The sequence below is a fragment of the Aliivibrio sp. S10_S31 genome, assembly GCF_014694495.1.
GTDB lineage: Bacteria > Pseudomonadota > Gammaproteobacteria > Enterobacterales > Vibrionaceae > Aliivibrio > Aliivibrio fischeri.
Genome location: NZ_JAAUWR010000001.1, coordinates 295,525 through 315,484, shown reverse-complemented (window position 1 = coordinate 315,484; position 19,960 = coordinate 295,525). Strand labels below are relative to the sequence as shown.

The window sequence follows — 19,960 nt, the reverse complement described above, 5'->3', positions numbered from 1 at the left end:
GAAAGCGGAAAGCGTCTAATCCTGCCAAAGAAAAGAAAGCGAAAACCATTTCCGCGACAAGTGCTTTATAAAGCACCGCGCTACCCTTATAAAAAAAGAGCCACTAGCTGTTAAGCGAGCGGCATTAGCGCATTAGGCTCCTTTTTTATGTTGTTAACATCAGTGAATTAATTTTTCTCAGTTACTTTTGGTAGTAGTTGTGCTGAGAATTTTTGCTCTTTAATGCTTTTGACTATTACATCACTTGCTTGTTGTAGTTTTTGTTTTTCTGCATCTGAGAATGAATACAACAGGTCAAGTTGTTGTTGAGAAGAAACTTGTAGATCAAATTCTTTCCCGACTAAAGCCCAAATATAAGCGTGTTCTGTGTTTTGCTCTTTATGATTGATACTTGCTAGCGATTTAATAATCGTTGCATGAAAATCGTTTTTATAATCATCTTTAGTTAATAGTTCTAATGAGTGATTTAATAATGTGATGGTTTTATTTCCATTGTGTAATGCATAAAAGGTAGCAAGTGCATATTGAAGCTCTGCTGTTTCAAGAGAGCGAGAACCTTCAAGTTGTAAAAACTCTCTTAATGCAGACTTATCACCAGTACTCCAACGATAATAAAGAACTTTGGGTTCTTTAGATTCTTTCAATTCAATGCTCAATAGATCAATAGCATCATAGGTATGTATCAGTGCTTCTGAACGTTTTGTTTTAATTTCTTTTGCAGTGATAGGTTCAATTTGTGCTGCAGATGTTAAACAGGATTGATATTGATAGGTTGCTTGAATGGTTTTTAATTTATCTAAGTCGTTTTGACTTTTTAAAGTAGCAAAGCGACTTAATATAAGCGCATCACGTTGATTAAGACACTGCCCATCTCGCATATTTAATTGATCACATTGTAGCTCAGAATGATCTTCACATAACTGCGTTGTTGTTGGAGTGGTATCAAAACAGCCAGATAAGGAAAATGCAGTAAACGTTATTAGCGAAAATCGTTGAATAGTAGAAAACATGATAAGCCTATTGATTGAGAAAATGGAAACGTGATCCGTTACTCCTATTTATCGGCATAATATTGACTAACATTAATGAAAAGATATCGTTTGTTCATATTTTTATAAATAAAAGAGTAGATGATGAATATAGAGACATTATTAGAATCCATGACTCCTGAGGTTTTTAAAAACCTGCAATACGCAGTTGAAACAGGGAAGTGGCATAATGGGACACCATTGTCTGCTGAGCAGAGAAGCACATGTATGCAAGCCGTTATGATTTATCAATCTAAATACAATATAGATGCACAGCATATGACGGTGGCTGAGGGCGGAGAGATCAGTTTTAAATCAAAATCTGAATTAAAAAAACAGTTTTCTAAAGGACAAGAAGATATTGTTCGCGTGAATGTTTCTTCTGATTAATGGTCTATTTGTACTTTTTATTACGGTAAATGAATAAATAAGAAAAACAAATGCAACATTGATCCCAAAAGTGGCTTATAAAATTGTCGATAAGTAAACAGTCTAGTAAATTATCGACAATTTCATAAATTATAGAATGACGTAAGATGAAAAAGACCAAAGGACAAGTTCTAACCAAATTTGCTGCATTTGCCGCTGTATTCTTTTTATTAGCAGTAATTGCTGCACCAAAGTTCCTTGGTAGTGATTCTGATGCTCATGCGTCGAAGAGTTCGTTAAGTTTATACTCTGAATAGCGTCTTTTAAAATGAGTACTATTATTCTTTTGCATTAATAGTATTCACAATTCTCTTGTCTGGTTCTGGTAACCGACTTCCACAATGCTTACAGTGTATTGCGTCTGATTCGTGTCCACCTTTCAAACAATTAGGACAACGAACAAGATCTCTGTGGGTATTCATCTCTTGATTTAATTCCGCAGTAATGATCCCCGTTGGTACAGCAAGTATCGAGTAACCTAATAACATAGTTAAAGAGGCGATTGCTTTACCGAGTGGAGTGTGGGGCACTAAATCACCATATCCTACAGTAGTAATCGTTACGATAGCCCAGTAGATACTTTGTGGAATACTTGTAAATCCATTCTCCGGCCCTTCAATTACAAACATTAATGAACCAAAAACAGAAACAAGAATCGCAACGGTACTAAAAAATATGAGTATTTTACGTTTGGCCATTAAGAGTGAGCGCAATAGAATATTTGAATCTTGCAAGTAACGAACAAGTTTTAAAATTCGGAAAATACGCATTACTCGAAGCAAACGAATAATAGCTATATAGCTAGCGCTAGGGAAGAAGAGAGCTAGGTATGTGGGTAATATTGCTAATAAATCAATAATGCCATAGAAGCTTTTTGCATAAGAGCTTGGTCGTGGAGAGCAATAAAGACGCAAAACATACTCAAGTGTGAAGATAGCAGTAAATAAATACTCAAGCTTCCATAATACTTCCCCATATTGTAAACGCACAGAGCTTATAGAATCTAATATCAAAGTTGCTTGTGATAATAAGATTAAAATAATTAAGGCGATATCGAATCTTCTGCCACCTTTAGTATGGGTGCCAAAGATGATGGTATATAGATGATGCTTTATTGGGCTTTTTCTTGTTTTTGTCATTTATCTGTATTTATAAGCTGTTGCTGTATAGCAAGAATAATCAAAAAACTCTGACCTCTCTAGTATTTCTTTTAATCAATTTCTAATCCTATCTTTTTAAAAACACTAAAATTTTACAATAAAGTGATCTAGAGCAAATTATTCACGATATAAATGATGTGAATTTTCCGCGAGTTATACTACTCTTTAGTGGCACGAATAATTCGCCTTAATTTGTCATTTTTGGCCGCGATTATGTAATTTTATTACAGTTTGGTTTTTTGTTATTGACTGATTTGTTAAGAGTTGAATGTTTGAAGTGCTTCTATTTTTGCATTAAGTATGTGATATAAATCACTTTTTAAATGTGCTATCCGTAAGGGGTAAGCCGAAAGTGGTAAATATTTTCTGATAACTGATCTGAATCAATACTTTTAAAAATGTGAAAGAATATAATCAGTTTTGAAAGCAATTTACTAAGAAAGTACAGCGAGAACGTGAAGGGAATTTTCGGTCTTGTTATACAAATGAAATAAAAAATCAAAGTTCTTACTAAATAGTTTTTAATGATTTATATAGTTTTTTAATTTTAGGAGAAACACTATGCCTGTAACTAACCTAGCTGAATTAGATGCTCTAGTAGCACGCGTTAAAGCAGCACAAGAAGAGTTCGCAACTTTTTCTCAAGAGCAAGTTGATGCAATCTTCCGTGCAGCATCTCTAGCAGCTAACCAAGCTCGTATCCCGCTAGCACAACAAGCGGTTGCTGAGTCTGGCATGGGTATCGTTGAAGATAAGGTTATCAAAAACCACTTCGCATCAGAGTTCATCTACAACAAATATAAAGATGAAAAAACATGTGGCATTCTTGAAGAAGACGATAACCTAGGAACAATGACTATCGCAGAACCTGTAGGTATTATCTGTGGTATCGTTCCAACAACTAACCCAACATCTACTGCAATCTTCAAATCTCTAATCTCTCTAAAAACTCGTAACGGTATCATTTTCTCGCCACACCCACGTGCGAAAAACTCTACTAATGATGCAGCGAAACTTGTTTTAGACGCAGCAGTTGCAGCGGGTGCTCCAAAAGACATCATCGGTTGGATTGACCAACCATCTGTAGAACTTTCTAATGCACTAATGAAGCACGACGGTATCGCTCTAATCCTTGCTACTGGTGGTCCAGGCATGGTTAAAGCAGCATACTCTTCAGGTAAACCTGCAATCGGTGTTGGTGCTGGTAACGTTCCTGTTGTTATCGATGACACAGCTGATGTTAAACGTGCTGTAGCTTCTGTTCTTATGTCTAAAACATTCGATAACGGCGTAGTTTGTGCTTCTGAGCAAGCTGTAATCGTAATGGATGAAGTATACGACGAAGTTAAAGAGCGTTTTGCTTCTCACAAAGGTTACGTACTATCTAAAGCTGAAGCAGATAAAGTTCGTAAAGTTCTACTTATCGACGGTAACCTAAACGCAAACATCGTAGGTCAACCTGCAACAGCTATCGCTGAAATGGCTGGCGTTAAAGTTCCAGCTGATACTAAGATCCTTGTTGGTGAAGGTATCGGTGAAGTATCTTACGATGACGAATTCGCTCATGAGAAACTATCTCCAACACTAGGTATGTTCCGTGCGTCTTCTTTCGAGAACGCGGTAGACCAAGCTGTTAAAATGGTAGAAATTGGCGGTATCGGCCACACATCTGGTCTGTACACTAACCAAGATGTTAACGCTGACCGTATCCGTTACTTTGGTGACAAACTAAAAACAGCACGTATTCTTGTAAACATCCCAACTACTCACGGTGGTATCGGTGACCTTTACAACTTTAACGTTGCACCTTCTCTAACTCTTGGTTGTGGTTCATGGGGTGGTAACTCTATCTCTGAGAACGTGGGTCCTAAGCACCTTATCAACAAGAAAACTGTAGCGAAGCGAGCTGAAAATATGTTATGGCACAAACTACCTAAGTCTATCTACTTCCGTCGTGGCAGCCTTCCAATCGCAATGAGCGACCTAGAAGGTAAGAAACGTGCATTCCTTGTAACTGACCGTTTCCTATTCAACAACGGTTACGCTGATGACGTAGTTCAACTACTTAAAGCTCAAGGTATCGAAGTACAAACATTCTTTGATGTAGAAGCGGATCCAACACTATCTGTTGTTGAGAAAGGCGCTGAAGCAATGAAGAGCTTCCAACCTGACGTAATCCTTGCTCTAGGTGGTGGTTCACCAATGGATGCTGCTAAGATTATGTGGGTAATGTACGAGCACCCAGAAACTCATTTCGCAGAACTAGCAATGCGCTTTATGGATATCCGTAAACGTATCTACAAGTTCCCTAAAATGGGTAAAAAAGCTGAGCTTGTATGTATCACTACAACTTCAGGTACGGGTTCAGAAGTTACTCCATTCGCTGTTGTTACAGACGACAAGACTGGTGCTAAATACCCACTAGCTGATTACGAAATTACGCCAAACATGGCAATCGTTGATGCTAACCTAGTAATGAACATGCCTAAGTCTCTAACAGCATTTGGTGGTTACGATGCAGTAACTCACGCATTAGAAGCTTACGTATCTGTTCTTGCTAACGAATACTCTGATGGTCAAGCGCTTCAAGCTCTTAAGATGCTTAAAGAATACTTACCATCAAGCTACAAAAATGGTGCGAACGACCCAATCGCTCGTGAGAAAGTACACAATGCTGCAACTATCGCTGGTATCGCGTTTGCTAACGCATTCCTAGGTGTGTGTCACTCAATGGCTCACAAAATCGGTGCTGAGTTCCACTTACCACACGGTTTAGCGAACGCATTACTTATCTCAAACGTTGTACGTTACAACGCGAACGATAACCCAACTAAACAAACAGCATTCTCTCAATACGACCGTCCACAAGCACGTCGTCGTTACGCAGAAGTTGCTGACCACCTAGGCCTAAGCCAAGCTGGTGACCGTACTGCTCAGAAGATTGAGCGTCTACTAACTTGGTTAGAAGAGCTTAAGAAAGATTTAGATATTCCACTATCTATCAAAGATGCAGGTGTTAACGAAGCAGACTTCATCGCTAAACTAGATGAACTATCTGTTGAAGCGTTCGATGACCAATGTACTGGTGCGAACCCTCGTTACCCTCTAATCACAGAGCTAAAAGAAGTATTAACAACTTCTTACTACGGTAAGCCTTTTGTTGAAGGTGAAACGTTTGAAGGCACTACAGTAATTAAAAAAACTGAAGAGCCAAAAGCGAAAAAAGCAAAGAAATAATTGATTGCTAAACGCTGAGTTACTTTCACTAGCAATTTGAAAGTGATAAATAAGAAAGCCACCTAATATTAGGTGGCTTTTTTGTATCTAGCGATTTGTGTTTAAAAAGTTTATTGAACTGATAATACTAATTTAAATAAGTACCTGATCATCCATCTCACTGCTTATTCAGATTAGTATTAAATTACTAAGCTGTTGCTTCAATAATTCGGCCACTAAAATACTCATTAGCAAGAATGTATTCAGTGTTTTTTATCAGTTCTTGATTGATGGTACTGAGATTAGGCACGGTATCATTATTTGTTATTCTTGGTGTTACTCCACCAATTCTTATTTTGAATGGATTCAGCTCTTTAGCCCAACTTTTAGTTAACCCTGCTAAAAGTGCTGTGGAGTTATCTGCTTGGTGCAAGTGCGCTAAGTCATTGTGGTAGCCAAGGTTAATAATTACGCCTTCTTTCTTATGAGAGCGCATATTTTGAGCGGCAAATTGACCATAGGTGAATAACGTTGTTGCTAACTCGGTGAGCTGAAATGGACTATTTTGACTTTGAGAATCCAGCAAGCTTGGTAACGTCACAGCAGTATAGTTATTGATTAGTACATCTATGCCATTATTAAATTCATTATCGATAGCATGAAATAAATGGCGAATACTTTCTTGGCTTTGGTCTTTTAGTTGATAGCTGACAATATTGGATGTTAATTGGCTGCAAAAACGATGCGTTTCATTTAACGCTTCTGCATCAGAATCTGTAATGATTAAATAAGCGCCAAGAGAAGCGAAATGACATGAAATGGAACGACCCATAACATTTCCAGCTGATGTGATCAGTATGGTTGAATGTTTTATTTGCATAGCATTCTTTCCTTAGAGCATGAATTGCTTTAATAGCGTTAGTTACTCGATGCTTTAATAATGGAATAGAAATATGACATCTGCTGTGAGATGGGCTTTAAATGATGATTAAATATCAATCAATATTGTGAATTATGCACTAACTCACATATTGCTCAATGATTAATGAGAAGGGAAAGTTAAAACTGTTAATGGCTAATATGGAATTAATGTAATGCCGTATTAAACATAAAAATTCATTTCAGAATGACGTTTAGCGGTTACAAGTTCATTATAAAGATCTTGTGGGATAGCGTTAAAAATCTCATTACCTGATTCTAACTGACGACGTTGGTGGCCTGATAGGTTGTGATAAATTTCTTCAGGTAGGTCACAAGTGTCTTGCGGCATATAAGCCATTGCATCAGGCGCTAGACCGTGTTGTAGCTTAGCACTCGCCATTCCACCATTGTGGAATTGATAAGCTTGAGCAGCAGAACGAGAATAACTTTCTTCATTACTACGTAATGTTTGTGCATCAGCTAACTGAAAGCGTTGACGTAACAGATCTTCAGTTACTTTTTTCTCGTTAATTTTTTCAACAGGCGTGTTTTCACGTAAGTCATTAGATAGTAATGACATCATTAAAGCGAAATCAGCACGACGACCCGCTTCTACAGCGTGGTTTAGGTTCGAGCCAAATTGAACTTCGCTAATTAATTCTGCTTTGTCTAATGTATGTACTTTCATGAATCAATCCTCTTGGTGATAACTATTTATCGGTAAGGGATTGGAAAGCTTTAGTCTTTTTAGGAAAAAAATTGCCGTTTTTTAAATTATTTTTAGAAATAGGGCAAAGAGTTACCGCAATGGAAGGTAATAAAAAAGGCCAGTATAAAAACTGACCTTTGAAGTGTTTAGTCGCAAGATGCGTCTATTTATAATTCAAAAATTATTTTGCTAGGTTTTCTTCTACGAAAGACCAGTTTACAAGGTTCCAGAATGCACCCATGTAATCAGGACGAACATTACGGAAATCGATGTAATAAGCATGCTCCCACAGGTCAACTGTTAGAAGTGGTGTTGTACCTTCTTCTGTTAGTGGTGTTGCTGCGTTAGACGTGTTAACGATTTCTAGAGAACCGTCTGCTTTTTTCACTAACCAAGTCCAAGAAGAACCAAAGTTATTGATTGCTGAATCTGTGAATTGAGCTTTAAATTCTTCAAAAGAACCGAATGCAGCGTTGATAGCTTCTGCTACAGCACCTGTTGGTTCGCCACCAGCGTTTGGAGCTAAACAGTGCCAGTAGAACGTGTGGTTCCAGATTTGTGCTGCGTTATTGAAAACACCACCAGTAGAAGTTTTAATGATCTCTTCTAGTGTTTTACCTTCAAACTCAGTACCAGGAATAAGACCGTTTAGTTTAACAACGTATGTGTTGTGGTGTTTACCGTGGTGGAAATCCAGTGTTTCTGCTGAGATATGTGGTTCTAGTGCATCTTTTGCATACGGTAGAGCTGGTAATTCAAATGACATCGCTCGTGTCTCCATTTAAAAGAGGTCTATGCCTCATTAATTTTCCAAAAATATGTGCTCAATTATAATTAGAGCTTATCTGACTTCGCTTTGATTCTAGCAAGTTTTAAGTTTATTTAAAGAAAAAGTACCGATTTTTCAATAAATAATAACACTACAAATAATAGGTATTTTTTTCTTCACACATAACAAGTAGAATGGATACAACTTAAATGTCGACCATTAGAGGATACAATGGAAACTATCGATAAGATCAAACAACAAATTTCTGAAAACCACATCCTTTTATACATGAAGGGTTCTCCTAAACTACCTAGTTGTGGTTTCTCTTCTCAAGCTGCACAAGCTCTAATGAATTGTGGTGAGAAATTTGCGTACGTAGATATTCTACAAAACCCTGATATTCGTGCAGAGCTTCCAGCATACGCACAATGGCCAACATTTCCACAATTATGGGTTGAAGGCGAACTAGTTGGTGGCTGTGACATTATCATTGAAATGTTCCAAAAAGGTGAACTTCAGCCATTAATTAAAGAAGCGGCAGAGCGTAACGCACCAGCGGCTGAATAATCAAAATATTTTCATAAAAAAGCCACGTTATTAAACGTGGCTTTTTTTTATTTGGTTACTTTCACTTAAAACGAAGACGATGATTTTTGTTGCTTTATGAATGCCATCGTTTGTAACTGAGCTAGAGTTGATGTTCCTTTCTGTAGTTTAGTTAACCACTTTTCTTCTAACTGAGCCTTTTCGTCATCTAGTTTCATTTCACAATAAACAAGATACACAATGAATGCCGTTTCATAATCGGCAATATCGTTTATTTGAATATCTGATATGTGTCGATTTGCTTCACCGTATCGATTAATTTTTAATTGAAATAATGCAGACAGTGCTCGTTGTGCGGCAATACACGGGATCCCACGTAGGCGTCCTTTTAATTTGGCGCTCACGCGTTGCCATGCACTTTCTGGTGACCATTCTTGAAGGATGTCTTCAGAAGCTAAATATAAATCGCCCCAAGCAGCCATAGCTCGTTTACCTGCTGAATCAAATGCAGAATTTGGTAGCAGATAAGCGTATTTAGTGAGTAGGTCAAAAGCGTCGTATTTTTCCCCTTTTGCAAGTAAAGACCAAACGAGTTTGCAAAAGCGAATGTATGAATAAGGGGAGAGTTCAAAACCTCTTTTCCAAAATCGTGCAGCGATGCCAATATCTTCTCTTGCAAAAGAAACTTCAGCTTTTAGATCAATTAACTGCAGGTTATCTTTATTTTTTTGTAGCAGGCCATCAATATGTTGATTCGCTTGTTCGTATTCTTTTTTAGCTAACAGTATTTCAGCATATTGAATATCGGCTTCGATAGATTCTTTGATAATTGAAAGTAAGGCCTTATTGACACTCAACGCTTCTTGAAGACGGTTTACTTTAATTAGACGTGATGCCAATTTCAGCATTGAATCTTTCAGGATCACTTTGTTAGGCGCTTGAAAGATTAAGGGTTTCACACCCGCTAGTCCATCTTTTGTATAAGCGGCAATCATCCCAGTAGAAAATTGGCGTTTAATCAAATCATGATTAATGACTTTAATAATTTCTTCAGGGCGAATTGGTTTTTGAATGTATTTAGCCGGCATGTAATCAGTGTATGCAAGCTCAATTTGCGGGTCTTCATTACCTGTGACGATATAAATAAGTGTGTTATCTGTGATAAGACGTAACAACTTAAGTTGCTCTAGCATTTGTAGACCAGTGCTACCGTGACCTAAATTATGATCTACGAATAACACATCAAATTTCTGACGTTTACAGTTACCAACGGCGGCACCCGCTGTAGGGCAGCATGAAATATTGTTGGTTGGGACACCTATACGACTGAGTAATGCTCTAAGCGCATTTTGAATGACAGTGCTGTCGTCAATGATAAGAAATGAAGAAAGCTTAATTAATTTCATACAAGATTATAGGTGGTGAATAAACAATGGCAGAGTATAGCAACTGTATCAGTTAAAGATACGTTCAAACAAAAGGATAAAGGGGTATTTTTTTGATCTTTATGCAAAAAAACGGCAGAAACATCTGCCGTTTTAACGTTTTTTTAAATAAAAATGCAATTCAATTACATTATAGAACCATTGCTGCAATCCATCCGAAGATAATTAGTGGCAGGTTATAATGCAAAAAGGTAGGTACAACAGTTTCCCAAACGTGTTCATGTTGGCCATCAGAGTTTAGGCCTGATGTTGGACCTAATGTCGAATCCGAGGCAGGAGAACCAGCATCACCAAGCGCTGCAGCAGTACCAACAAGTGCGATGGTTGCCATTGGCGAAAAGCCAAAAGCAATAGCAAGAGGGACATAGATAGTTGCAATGATTGGAATGGTTGAGAACGAAGAGCCGATTCCCATTGTAACTAATAGACCAACAATTAGCATAAGTAGGGCTGCTAGAGGTTTATTATCACCAATAGAGGTAGATAAAGCTTGAACTAGGGTTTCTACGCCACCTGTTGCTTTCATTACTGCGGCAAAGCCTGCGGCTGAAATCATAATAAAGCCAATCATTGCCATCATGTGAACACCACGAGTGAATACGTCTTGAGTTTCTTTCCAAGCAATCACGCCACCAAAAGTAAACACCATGAAACCAGCAAGAGCACCAATGATCATTGAACCAGCATATAACTGAACCGATAGGGCAGCAACGATAGCTAAAATAGAAATTTGGATATGACGTTTATTAAATGTAGGTTCTACTGATGTTGGGGTTAACTCAGAGTTATCAACTTCGGCATACGTTCTTGGTTTGCGGTATGAAATAAATACGGCGATTAATAAGCCGGCAACCATGCCAAGTGCTGGCAAAGCCATTGCTAGTGGTACTTGGCTTGCAAGTACATCTAAATGGTTGTCATGTAGGTTTTTAAGCAGGATATTATTTAAGAAGATACCACCAAAACCGACAGGTAAAATCATATAAGGTGTCACTAAACCAAAAGTAAGAACACAAGCAATTAAACGGCGATCAAGTTTTAGTTTATTAAAAACTTGAAGTAGTGGCGGGATCAAAATTGGAATAAAGGCAATATGAACTGGCACTACGTTTTGAGATGAAATCGTAACGAGAAGTATCAAGCATAATAGTAAATATTTTACACCGGTTGCGGCGTGGATATTTTCTTTACCATTTATACGTTTGATCACACTGTGAGCAAGCAAATCAGTAACGCCTGATTTTGAAATAGCAACGGCAAAGGCGCCAAGCATAGCGTAACTTAATGCAATAGTTGCACCGCCACCTAGGCCACCTTCGAAAGCTGAAATGGTTTCAGATAATGATAATCCACCTACTAATCCACCGATTAGTGCGCTAAATGTTAAGGCAACAACAACGTTAACTCTAAGCAAAGCAAGGATAAGCATAACTGAAACAGAAAGAATGATTGGATTCATTGTGTTTAGTTCCCTGTAAATTATTATGTAGTTAGCAATTAGCCAATTAATTATTATTAGTATCGTTTTCTGGTTCTGGCATTACAGGCCAGCCACCAAGATCTTTCCATTTATTCACAATACGACAGAATAGTTCTGCCGTCTTTTCTGTATCATAAAGAGCTGAATGAGCTTCTTTACCATCAAAATCCATTCCTGCCGTTTTACACGCTTTTGCCAATACAGTTTGACCTAGTGCAAGGCCACTGATTGCCGCTGTATCAAAGGTGCAAAATGGATGGAAAGGAATGCGTTTTAATTTTGTTCGTGCCGCTGCTTCCATAACAAAGCTATGATCAAAATGAGCGTTATGGGCAACCATTATTGCACGTTGGCAATCGTGTTGTTTTTGTTCTTTACGGACAAGTTTGAAGATTTCTTTTAATGCAACGTCTTCAGTGACAGCACCACGTAATGGGCTAAATGGGTCACGTATACCATTAAATTCAAGTGCTTCTTTTTCAATATTAGCACCTTCAAAAGGAGTGACATGGAAGTGAATGGTAGTAGCAGGTTTTAAATTACCTTGCTCATCCATAGCGAGAGTAACAGCACAAATCTCAAGTAATGCATCAGTTTTAGCATTAAAACCTGCTGTTTCAACATCAATAACTACAGGAAAATAGCCACGAAAACGGTTTTTTAATAAATTGTGTTGTTCTACTTCAGTCATCATTCGGTACGTAAGAAAATGTTATGGCTATTATTACAGATTATCCGTAGCATAAAAACTGTAAATAAGGTGTGATAGAGATATATTTATTAGTATCTAACTGAAATTGGTAAGTTGTAAGTAATTATTGGTCTAATTATTGCTTTATTAATAGCATCGTCAACGGCATGACCCATAGATTTAGGTATTATGAAAAAAATATTTGTTACATCTGCTTTATTAGTGAGCTCTTTGATTGCTACTCCTGTATTAGCAAATAAGAATTATGTCGCTAAGCCAGAGCAATCGAAGTGGACGATGTTAGAAAACTCGCCTTTAGAGTGTCGTTTGTCTCATAACATTCCTAATTATGGTAGTGCACAGTTTTCATCTTATGCAAATAAGAAGATGAATCTGGATTTTGAATTAAAAATGAACCGCCCAATGGGTGAAACTCGTGCTGTTAATCTTGTGTCTATGCCTGCTCGCTGGATGCCGGGTGATGGCGCAGAAAGTATGTTGAATTTAAAGTTCTTTAAACAATTTGATGGCTATGTTGGTGGCCCAACAGCTTGGTCTATGCTTGCTGAACTTGAAAGTGGTCGATTCCCAACGTTTACCTATGCTGATTGGCAAAGTCCTAAGCAAATAATTGAAGTGGCGTTATCACCCGTTTTATTTCAAGAGCAATATAATGTGTTTAGTATGTGTATTGCTAACTTATTACCATACAGTTTTGAAGATATCTCATTCACTATTTTGCATTTTGACAAAAACAGTGATGAACTAAATAAGGCATCCAAAAAACGTTTGTCGCAAATTGCTGATTTTATTAAATACACTAAAGATGTGGATTTAGTGTTGGTAGCAACTTATACCGACTCTAGTGGTGGTAAAAATGTGAACCAACAAGTGTCAGAAAGACGTGCGTTAAAACTACAAAATTACTTTGAGTCAATTGGTTTACCTGCCGATCGTATTCGTGTTCATTCGTATGGTGAGCGTCGTCCAATCGCAGATAATGCAACACCTATTGGTAAGAATAAAAACCGTCGTGTTGTCATTTCTCTAGGTCGAACAATTATCTAATTATTCGTTTTAAAATAGCTATAAAAAGACGCCTCATTGTAGGCGTCTTTTTTATTGTAATTTGAAACTGGCGATTAACTCACACTGAACTGTACTATCAATATGTTGTATATGTCGTGCAATTGATGGGTTAGGGTGGCGCTTCATAAAATCCAATAATGCACTCTTGCAACAACCCAAATTATCAACAAAAGATTCACACTCGCTATGTGGACATTGAGGCACAAGTGTTAATATTTTTTCTGATGCAAGTTCAAGATATTTTAGTTCAAAACGACTGTCATTTTGGCTTCTCCAAAATTGAGCCAGATTATGACAAGAAATAACAGATATGGTTATTTGGTCATTTAAACTCGCTTCATTTCTTTTTATCAGCTCTTCTGAAATAGCAAAGGCTTGCTGATAATGAAGAATGGTTCGCCATGAATCTTCATTCTTAAAAGCTTGTTCAGCTAATAATGTATGTTTTTCCCACAATTCAATCATAGTAAAGCCTCAATTAGTTTATTAAGAATTTCATTATCACGGGTAAATCTAACTGAGAATTATTATCAATTGAAGGCTTGTGTATAAAAAAACCTGCCTAGATCGCAGGTTTTTTACTATAAGGTAGATTATAAGGTATTCATTAACCTTCTAATCCTGCTGATGCGCTGCTGTTTTGAATTAACTCAATCATGTAACCATCAGGATCTTTTACAAAAGCAATATGGGTTGAGCCGCCTTTTACAGGGCCTGCTTCACGCGTAACATTGCCTCCTGCTGCTTTAATTGCATCACAAGTTGCATAGATATCATCAACACCAATAGCAATGTGACCAAAAGCAGTACCCATGTCGTATTCTTCTGTGCCCCAGTTATAGGTAAGTTCAATTACGGCACCTTGGGATTCATCACCATAGCCAAGAAAAGCCAGTGTGTATTTGTATTCTTCATTCGTATTTTGACGAAGAAGATCCATTCCCATTACTTTGGTATAAAATTCGATGGATTTATCTAAGTTACCCACGCGGATCATTGTATGTAAAATGCGTCCATTAGCCATAATCTTGCTCCAGTTTATATATTATTAATCTTCAGTTTTTTCTTTGAATTCACATAAATCTTCAATCATACAACTACCGCAACGAGGTTTTCGAGCGATACAGGTATAACGGCCATGTAAGATTAACCAATGGTGAACATCCAATTTGAATTCTTTTGGAACCACTTTTAGTAGTTTCTTTTCAACATCATTAACCGTTTTACCCATGGCGAATTTAGTACGATTAGATACACGATAAATATGGGTATCAACAGCAATCGTAGGCCATCCAAAAGCTGTGTTTAATACGACATTTGCTGTTTTATGGCCGACACCTGGGAGGGCTTCTAACGCTTCTTGATCTTCAGGGATCTCTCCACCATGTAAATCAATGAGCATACGACAGGTCTTAATGACATTTTCTGCTTTCGTATTAAATAAACCGATGGTTTTTATATATGTTTTTAGTCCATCTACCCCTAGATCTAAAATGCTTTGTGGGGTATTTGCTACTGGATATAACTTTCTTGTTGCTTTGTTAACACTAACATCGGTTGCTTGTGCGGAAAGTAGTACTGCAATTAATAATTCAAATGGCGTTGACCACTCAAGTTCGGTTTGAGGATTGGGATTTTCTGAACGTAAGCGCTCTAAAATTTCTAAACGTTTTACATTATTCATACAGCAATTAAATCCTTTTCTTTTTCACGATATATGAGGTTTTAACCTATGGTGTTACAGTTAAGAAATACGAACTCGTTCTATCTCTGCTTTTTCTTTAGGTTGACGATCAGCCATTTTCTTATCAATGACGTTTTTTAAAGCAATAAGAAAACCAACACCAAGGAATGCTCCTGGAGGTAGCATCGCTAATAGGAAGTGGCTATCAACATGGAAAAGCTCAATTCTTAAAATAGTTGCCCAATCACCAAGCAGAAGATCGGCACCATCAAACAAAGTGCCGTTACCAAGGATCTCACGCATTGCTCCGAGTAAAACTAAGACCGCTGTCATTCCCATCCCCATCCATAATCCATCCAAAACGGCAGGAAGAGGATCATTTTTTGAAGCAAACGATTCTGCTCGTCCAATGATAATACAGTTGGTCACAATTAGAGGGATAAATATCCCAAGAGATAAATAAAGACCATAAGCATAAGCATTCATAAGTAATTGCACACAAGTTACTAGTGAAGCAATGATCATTACGAATACAGGAATACGCACTTCTTGTGGTATCCACTGACGAACTAAAGAAACAATTAAGTTTGAGCCAACCAATACGAGAATGGTTGCGATCCCTAAACCAAGTGCGTTAGTAACAGTCGCAGAGACGGCAAGTAAGGGACAAAGACCTAATAGTTGTACTAGGGCAGGGTTATTGTCCCATAAACCGTTTTTAATTAATTCTTTATGACTTGCCATTATTTTGTCTCACAATTCAATGGAAGAGTTAGTAGCTCTTCTTGATGTGTTTTATAGAACCAAATTGCTCTTTTTACAGCTTTAACTACTGCTCTTGGTGTGATTGTTGCGCCAGTAAATTGATCAAATTGGCCACCATCTTTTTGTACGGCCCAATTTTTATCTTCTGAACTTTCAACTGTTTTACCTAAAAATGCATCGACCCAGCGAGTGATTCTAATATCAATTTTATCGCCTAGTCCTGGCGTTTCTTGGTGTGAAAGAACACGAACACCTGTGACTATTGCATCGGAATCAACACCGACGATAATTTTAATGTTGCCACTGTATCCATCGGGAGCTATTGCTTCAATAGCTGCGCCAGAATGTTTGCCATTTAATGAAGCAAGGTAAATTGGCATCGCTTGTTTTGAACCTAAAGCATCGTTATTTTTTACCAGAATACAAGCTTTGTATAGTTCGTTATCATGCTGCTCTTTAGGAACAACCTGATTGAGAACAGATAATAATTGCTGTTGCTGTTGATACGCAATTTGATCTTTAGTTAATGCATAAGTAATAGTAACTAGTGCGGTTGCTGCTATCGCAAACAGAGCCAAAACAAGGCTACTTTTTTTCATTGTGGTTAGCATTGTTTTATCCTTTAGTGGCCGTAAGTTCTTGGTTTGGTGTAGTAATCAATTAATGGAACGCACATATTTGCTAATAAAACCGCAAAAGCTACACCATCAGGGAAACCACCCCAAGTTCGAATGATATAAACTAAAGCACCAATGAGAGCACCGTAATATAAACGGCCCTTTGGTGTTGTTGCTGCCGAAACAGGATCGGTAGCAATAAAAAATGCCCCTAGCATGGTTGCGCCAGAAAACAGATTAAACAGTGGTGATGTTGCTGTATCTGGTGAGAATAAAGCAAATGCACTGCTAATAATAAATAGGCTGGTTAAAAAACTAACCGGTATATGCCAGTGAATTAGACGTTGTTGAAGAAGGAATAAACCTCCTAATAAGAACCCAACATTTACCCATAACCAACCTAAACCGGCGAAACCATTAAAAATAGGTAAGGAAAGTACTTCTGAGGTAGTAAGCCCCGATTTTAATCCTGTTTTGATCGTATCTAATGGCGTAGCCATTGTCATACCATCAACGTTCATAGTTAATTGATGAACAGAGAAACCATCTTGGCTTAACCCATGGAAGATAAGCCACAGTGAATCAAGTAAGCTAATATTTTCTGTTAGCAGTTCTTTTACTGGTAGCCAAGTTGTCATTTGTACGGGAAATGAAATCAACAAAACAACATAAGCAGCCATCGCAGGGTTAAATATGTTTTGTCCTAAACCACCGTATAAGTGTTTAGCGATAACGATAGCGAAAACAACACCGATAACGGTTAGCCACCAAGGTGCAAGTGGTGGAATTGCTAATGCTAATAATAAACCGGTTAAGAGAGCACTATTATCACGTAAATAGGGAGCAAGGGGTCTCTTTCGGAATTTTAAAATAACCGCTTCGGATGCAATTGCGGTAAAAATAGCAATAAGCACTTGTATGATATTACCCCAACCGAAGAAGTAGGTTTGTGCTAATAGCCCGGGAATAGTTGCAAGAGCAACCATTTTCATAATGTGTTTTGTGCTCTTTTTACTATGAGCGTGGGGTGAGCTAGTGATAAAAAAGGCCACTGTTACTCTTCCTTCTTGTTATTTTCTTGTGCTGCTTTACGTGCTTTTGCACGAGCGATAGCGGCAGCGACGGCTGCTTTTTTCGGATCAGCAGATTCTTCAGTGTTTTGATTATTCTCTTCAGAGGCCACTGGCGTTTCCGTTTTCTCTTCAGCTTGTGCAGCTTTGCGTGCTTTTGCACGAGCAATAGCGGCAGCGACGGCTGCTTTTTTCGGATCTACTGATTCTTCAGTGTTTTGATTATTCTCTTCAGAGGTTACTGGAGTTTCCGTTTTCTCTTCAGCTTGTGCAGCTTTGCGTGCTTTTGCACGAGCAATAGCGGCAGCGACGGCTGCTTTTTTCGGGTCAGCTGATTCTTCAGTGTTTTGATTATTCTCTTCAGAGGTTACTGGCGCTTCCGTTTTCTCTTCAGCTTGTGCTGCTTTGCGTGCTTTTGCACGAGCAATAGCGGCGGTGACGGCTGTTTTTTTCGGATCAGCAGATTCTTCAGTATTTTGATTATTCTCTTCAGAGGTTACTTGAGTGTCCGTTTTCTCTTCAGTTTGTGCTGCTTTGCGTGCTTTTGCACGAGCAATAGCAGCAGCCACGGCATCTTTTTTATCTGATTTGTCTGAATCAGTTGCTGTTGTTTCTTCTGCAAGTTTTGCTTTTCTTTCTCTTGCTTGCTGCTTACGTTCTTCACGTAGTTTAGCCATTTCAGAGTTATCTGGTACTGAAGCCTCTGATTTCGCAGCCTCTGCTTGTTTTGCTTTTGCACGAGCAATTGCAGCAGCAACAGCCGGTTTTGGTGCAGCTACGCCAGACTCTTGAGCTGCTTTTTGTGCTTTGACACGAGCAATAGCTGCAGCGATGGCATCATCGCCACCTTTACTCTCTGTTTTCATCTCTTTGCGACGGTTTTCAGCGGCTTGCTTAAATTTATTTTCACGCTCAAGTTTATCGCGCTCTAAACGTGCATTTTTTTCTTCAAAACGTAATTTCGCTCGTTCTGCAGCTAATGCATCTTGTTTGCGAGAATAAATTTCTGATTTAGCTTGGCGATAATATTGAACTAGCGGTATTTCACTAGGGCAGACATAAGCACAGGCACCACACTCAATACAATCATCAAGATGATATTCATTACATTTGTCATAATCTTCTGATTTCGAGTACCAATACAGTTGCTGAGGAAGTAATGATGTTGGGCAGGCATCAGCACAACTACTGCATCGTATACAAGCCATTTCATGGTTGTAAAGAGGCAGTTCTTTTTTATCTGGTGTGATAATGCAGTTTGTAATTTTAGTAATTGGAACTTGCTGATGGGGTAAAGTAAAGCCCATTAATGAACCACCCATGATGATACGTGGGTGTTTCTTATCTGCTTTATAGCTAACTAAATCCATAAGGTAATCAATACAAGTACCTAGGCGAACCCATAGGTTACCTGGTGTTGACATGCTGTTACCAGTTAGTGTAACAACTCGTTCAATAAGAGGCTCTGCATTGCAAATAGCGCGTTTGATAGCAAATACAGTTCCGACGTTTTGAACAATGACACCAATATCTGTTGAGCGACCATTAGCGGGTACTTCTTGCCCTGTAATTATTTTTGTCAGTTGACGAGAACCACCAGATGGATATTTGGTTGGTATGACTCGAATAATGATATTGTCATGGTCAGTAACCGCTTGGTTAAGTGCTTTTACGGCTTCTGGTTTGTTATCTTCAATGGCAATAATACACACCTTTGGCGTCAGGATGTGTTGCAAGATCTTAATACCATCAATGATCTCTTCAGCATGCTCTCGCATTAAACGATCATCCGCAGTGATGTAGGGTTCACATTCAGCTGCGTTGATAATGAGCATTTCAGCTTTGCCAATACCACTTTGAATTTTGCGGCTAGTAGGAAAGCCTGCGCCACCCATTCCTGATATACCAGATTGACGGATTCGCTCAATAAGATCGATAGGATCTACCGATGCAAAGTCATCAATTGGTGTACGATCTTCAATCCAACGATCTTCGCCATCCGATTCGATTACGATACACAGGTCAGTTAATCCTGATGGATGCGCTACAGTGCGAGGCTCAATAGCTGTGATTTTTCCTGATGTTGGCGCATGAACAGGAACACACATAGCAATATTGCCTTGTGTTAGAGGTTGGCCTTTTAGTACGACATCACCAACGGAGACGAGAATGTCGCCTTTTCCACCAATGTGCTGTTTTAAAGGAAGAACAAGTTGAGAAGGGATCCCCGCTTGTTGAATTGCAGCCTGATTAGAGATTGTTTTATTTTCTTCAGGATGAATACCACCGTGAAAGTCCCACAGTTGGCCTTGTTTAATTTGTTCGATAATGGACAACATGT

At 38.3% G+C, this 19,960-nt stretch carries 20 protein-coding genes; 5 read left to right on the top strand and 15 right to left on the bottom strand.

All coding sequences use genetic code 11. The features are described 5' to 3' along the window. Positions 1-167 precede the first annotated feature (167 nt). Positions 168-1,010 carry a DUF2989 domain-containing protein gene (locus HC728_RS01545; protein WP_190395056.1) on the bottom strand — a complete coding sequence of 281 codons (843 nt, stop codon included), beginning with the start codon at positions 1,008-1,010 and terminating at the stop codon, positions 168-170. A gap of 123 nt (positions 1,011-1,133) precedes the next feature. Between HC728_RS01545 and HC728_RS01540 the strand changes: the two genes are divergently transcribed. Together HC728_RS01540 and HC728_RS01535 are read left to right on the top strand one after the other, a co-directional pair. Beyond that, positions 1,134-1,418: a YeaC family protein gene (locus HC728_RS01540; RefSeq protein ID WP_005418548.1), complete on the top strand. Its 285-nt coding sequence runs from the start codon at positions 1,134-1,136 to the stop codon at positions 1,416-1,418. 146 nt (positions 1,419-1,564) lie between these two features. Next, the gene (locus HC728_RS01535; RefSeq protein ID WP_005418549.1) at positions 1,565-1,714 is read left to right on the top strand and encodes a hypothetical protein; all 150 of its coding nucleotides are present in this window, start codon (positions 1,565-1,567) and stop codon (positions 1,712-1,714) included. Positions 1,715-1,735: 21 nt separating this feature from the next. On the opposite strand, the gene HC728_RS01530 is transcribed toward HC728_RS01535, so the two are convergent. Continuing rightward, positions 1,736-2,596: an ion transporter gene (locus tag HC728_RS01530; RefSeq protein ID WP_005418550.1), complete on the bottom strand. Its 861-nt coding sequence runs from the start codon at positions 2,594-2,596 to the stop codon at positions 1,736-1,738. Positions 2,597-3,178: 582 nt separating this feature from the next. Here HC728_RS01530 and adhE point away from each other — a divergent pair. After that, positions 3,179-5,854, top strand: coding sequence for a bifunctional acetaldehyde-CoA/alcohol dehydrogenase (gene adhE, locus HC728_RS01525; protein ID WP_012533913.1), 2,676 nt, complete (start codon positions 3,179-3,181; stop codon positions 5,852-5,854). A 187-nt stretch (positions 5,855-6,041) separates the two neighbouring features. On the opposite strand, the gene HC728_RS01520 is transcribed toward adhE, so the two are convergent. From HC728_RS01520 to sodB, 3 genes are all read right to left on the bottom strand, one after another. Further along, a complete protein-coding gene (locus HC728_RS01520; RefSeq protein ID WP_012534326.1) occupies positions 6,042-6,713 on the bottom strand; it encodes an SDR family oxidoreductase in 672 nt (223 codons plus the stop codon). A gap of 222 nt (positions 6,714-6,935) precedes the next feature. Continuing rightward, positions 6,936-7,442, bottom strand: coding sequence for a VC2046/SO_2500 family protein (locus HC728_RS01515; protein ID WP_005418553.1), 507 nt, complete (start codon positions 7,440-7,442; stop codon positions 6,936-6,938). Positions 7,443-7,644: 202 nt separating this feature from the next. Next, positions 7,645-8,229: a superoxide dismutase [Fe] gene (sodB, locus tag HC728_RS01510; protein ID WP_005418554.1), complete on the bottom strand. Its 585-nt coding sequence runs from the start codon at positions 8,227-8,229 to the stop codon at positions 7,645-7,647. A 234-nt stretch (positions 8,230-8,463) separates the two neighbouring features. On the opposite strand from sodB, the gene HC728_RS01505 reads away from it, so the two are divergent. After that, positions 8,464-8,799, top strand: coding sequence for a Grx4 family monothiol glutaredoxin (locus HC728_RS01505; protein WP_005418555.1), 336 nt, complete (start codon positions 8,464-8,466; stop codon positions 8,797-8,799). A 65-nt stretch (positions 8,800-8,864) separates the two neighbouring features. On the opposite strand, the gene HC728_RS01500 is transcribed toward HC728_RS01505, so the two are convergent. The 3 genes from HC728_RS01500 to rnt form a co-directional block, all read right to left on the bottom strand. Beyond that, on the bottom strand, positions 8,865-10,184 hold the full coding sequence (locus tag HC728_RS01500; RefSeq protein WP_054776269.1) for a response regulator: 1,320 nt from the start codon (positions 10,182-10,184) through the stop codon (positions 8,865-8,867). Between the two features lie 169 nt (positions 10,185-10,353). After that, positions 10,354-11,682 (bottom strand): Na+/H+ antiporter family protein, encoded by a 1,329-nt coding sequence (locus tag HC728_RS01495; RefSeq protein WP_012533486.1) that lies wholly within the window; start codon positions 11,680-11,682, stop codon positions 10,354-10,356. Positions 11,683-11,728: 46 nt separating this feature from the next. Further along, positions 11,729-12,394 (bottom strand): ribonuclease T, encoded by a 666-nt coding sequence (gene rnt, locus HC728_RS01490; protein ID WP_026029203.1) that lies wholly within the window; start codon positions 12,392-12,394, stop codon positions 11,729-11,731. Positions 12,395-12,583: 189 nt separating this feature from the next. Between rnt and HC728_RS01485 the strand changes: the two genes are divergently transcribed. Continuing rightward, positions 12,584-13,462, top strand: coding sequence for an OmpA family protein (locus HC728_RS01485; protein WP_005418560.1), 879 nt, complete (start codon positions 12,584-12,586; stop codon positions 13,460-13,462). 51 nt (positions 13,463-13,513) lie between these two features. Here the strand turns inward: HC728_RS01485 and HC728_RS01480 are convergent, their stop codons facing one another. The 7 genes from HC728_RS01480 to rsxC all read right to left on the bottom strand — a co-directional run bounded on the left by HC728_RS01480 (position 13,514) and on the right by rsxC (position 19,958). Continuing rightward, the gene (locus tag HC728_RS01480) at positions 13,514-13,948 is read right to left on the bottom strand and encodes a DUF2753 domain-containing protein (RefSeq protein ID WP_012534286.1); all 435 of its coding nucleotides are present in this window, start codon (positions 13,946-13,948) and stop codon (positions 13,514-13,516) included. A gap of 142 nt (positions 13,949-14,090) precedes the next feature. Continuing rightward, positions 14,091-14,507 carry a lactoylglutathione lyase gene (gene gloA, locus HC728_RS01475; RefSeq protein WP_005418562.1) on the bottom strand — a complete coding sequence of 139 codons (417 nt, stop codon included), beginning with the start codon at positions 14,505-14,507 and terminating at the stop codon, positions 14,091-14,093. A gap of 24 nt (positions 14,508-14,531) precedes the next feature. Continuing rightward, positions 14,532-15,167 carry an endonuclease III gene (gene nth / locus HC728_RS01470; protein WP_012534269.1) on the bottom strand — a complete coding sequence of 212 codons (636 nt, stop codon included), beginning with the start codon at positions 15,165-15,167 and terminating at the stop codon, positions 14,532-14,534. A 60-nt stretch (positions 15,168-15,227) separates the two neighbouring features. Continuing rightward, on the bottom strand, positions 15,228-15,911 hold the full coding sequence (locus HC728_RS01465) for an electron transport complex subunit E (RefSeq protein WP_012532973.1): 684 nt from the start codon (positions 15,909-15,911) through the stop codon (positions 15,228-15,230). Beyond that, complete coding sequence (gene rsxG / locus HC728_RS01460; RefSeq protein WP_190395055.1) at positions 15,911-16,543, bottom strand: electron transport complex subunit RsxG; 633 nt, start codon at positions 16,541-16,543, stop codon at positions 15,911-15,913. Before rsxG ends, HC728_RS01465 begins: the two co-directional genes overlap by 1 nt. An 11-nt stretch (positions 16,544-16,554) precedes the next feature. Continuing rightward, positions 16,555-17,601, bottom strand: a complete 1,047-nt coding sequence (gene rsxD / locus HC728_RS01455; protein ID WP_190395054.1) for an electron transport complex subunit RsxD — start codon at positions 17,599-17,601, stop codon at positions 16,555-16,557. Positions 17,602-17,603: 2 nt separating this feature from the next. Continuing rightward, entirely contained in the window at positions 17,604-19,958 is a 2,355-nt protein-coding gene (rsxC, locus tag HC728_RS01450; RefSeq protein WP_190395053.1) for an electron transport complex subunit RsxC, read from the bottom strand. Positions 19,959-19,960: the final 2 nt, after the last annotated feature.

What these genes read in the sequence shown, in the direction of transcription:
- HC728_RS01485 (WP_005418560.1), top strand. Translation starts at nt 12,584, where the DNA reads ATGAAAAAAATATTTGTTACATCTGCTTTATTAGTGAGCTCTTTGATT.
- HC728_RS01535 (WP_005418549.1), top strand. Translation starts at nt 1,565, where the DNA reads ATGAAAAAGACCAAAGGACAAGTTCTAACCAAATTTGCTGCATTTGCC.
- rsxC (WP_190395053.1), bottom strand. Translation starts at nt 19,958, where the DNA reads ATGTTGTCCATTATCGAACAAATTAAACAAGGCCAACTGTGGGACTTT.
- HC728_RS01530 (WP_005418550.1), bottom strand. Translation starts at nt 2,596, where the DNA reads ATGACAAAAACAAGAAAAAGCCCAATAAAGCATCATCTATATACCATC.
- nth (WP_012534269.1), bottom strand. Translation starts at nt 15,167, where the DNA reads ATGAATAATGTAAAACGTTTAGAAATTTTAGAGCGCTTACGTTCAGAA.
- HC728_RS01465 (WP_012532973.1), bottom strand. Translation starts at nt 15,911, where the DNA reads ATGGCAAGTCATAAAGAATTAATTAAAAACGGTTTATGGGACAATAAC.
- HC728_RS01505 (WP_005418555.1), top strand. Translation starts at nt 8,464, where the DNA reads ATGGAAACTATCGATAAGATCAAACAACAAATTTCTGAAAACCACATC.
- HC728_RS01480 (WP_012534286.1), bottom strand. Translation starts at nt 13,948, where the DNA reads ATGATTGAATTGTGGGAAAAACATACATTATTAGCTGAACAAGCTTTT.
- HC728_RS01500 (WP_054776269.1), bottom strand. Translation starts at nt 10,184, where the DNA reads ATGAAATTAATTAAGCTTTCTTCATTTCTTATCATTGACGACAGCACT.
- HC728_RS01540 (WP_005418548.1), top strand. Translation starts at nt 1,134, where the DNA reads ATGAATATAGAGACATTATTAGAATCCATGACTCCTGAGGTTTTTAAA.
- adhE (WP_012533913.1), top strand. Translation starts at nt 3,179, where the DNA reads ATGCCTGTAACTAACCTAGCTGAATTAGATGCTCTAGTAGCACGCGTT.
- gloA (WP_005418562.1), bottom strand. Translation starts at nt 14,507, where the DNA reads ATGGCTAATGGACGCATTTTACATACAATGATCCGCGTGGGTAACTTA.
- HC728_RS01545 (WP_190395056.1), bottom strand. Translation starts at nt 1,010, where the DNA reads ATGTTTTCTACTATTCAACGATTTTCGCTAATAACGTTTACTGCATTT.
- HC728_RS01515 (WP_005418553.1), bottom strand. Translation starts at nt 7,442, where the DNA reads ATGAAAGTACATACATTAGACAAAGCAGAATTAATTAGCGAAGTTCAA.
- HC728_RS01520 (WP_012534326.1), bottom strand. Translation starts at nt 6,713, where the DNA reads ATGCAAATAAAACATTCAACCATACTGATCACATCAGCTGGAAATGTT.
- sodB (WP_005418554.1), bottom strand. Translation starts at nt 8,229, where the DNA reads ATGTCATTTGAATTACCAGCTCTACCGTATGCAAAAGATGCACTAGAA.
- HC728_RS01495 (WP_012533486.1), bottom strand. Translation starts at nt 11,682, where the DNA reads ATGAATCCAATCATTCTTTCTGTTTCAGTTATGCTTATCCTTGCTTTG.
- rnt (WP_026029203.1), bottom strand. Translation starts at nt 12,394, where the DNA reads ATGACTGAAGTAGAACAACACAATTTATTAAAAAACCGTTTTCGTGGC.
- rsxG (WP_190395055.1), bottom strand. Translation starts at nt 16,543, where the DNA reads ATGCTAACCACAATGAAAAAAAGTAGCCTTGTTTTGGCTCTGTTTGCG.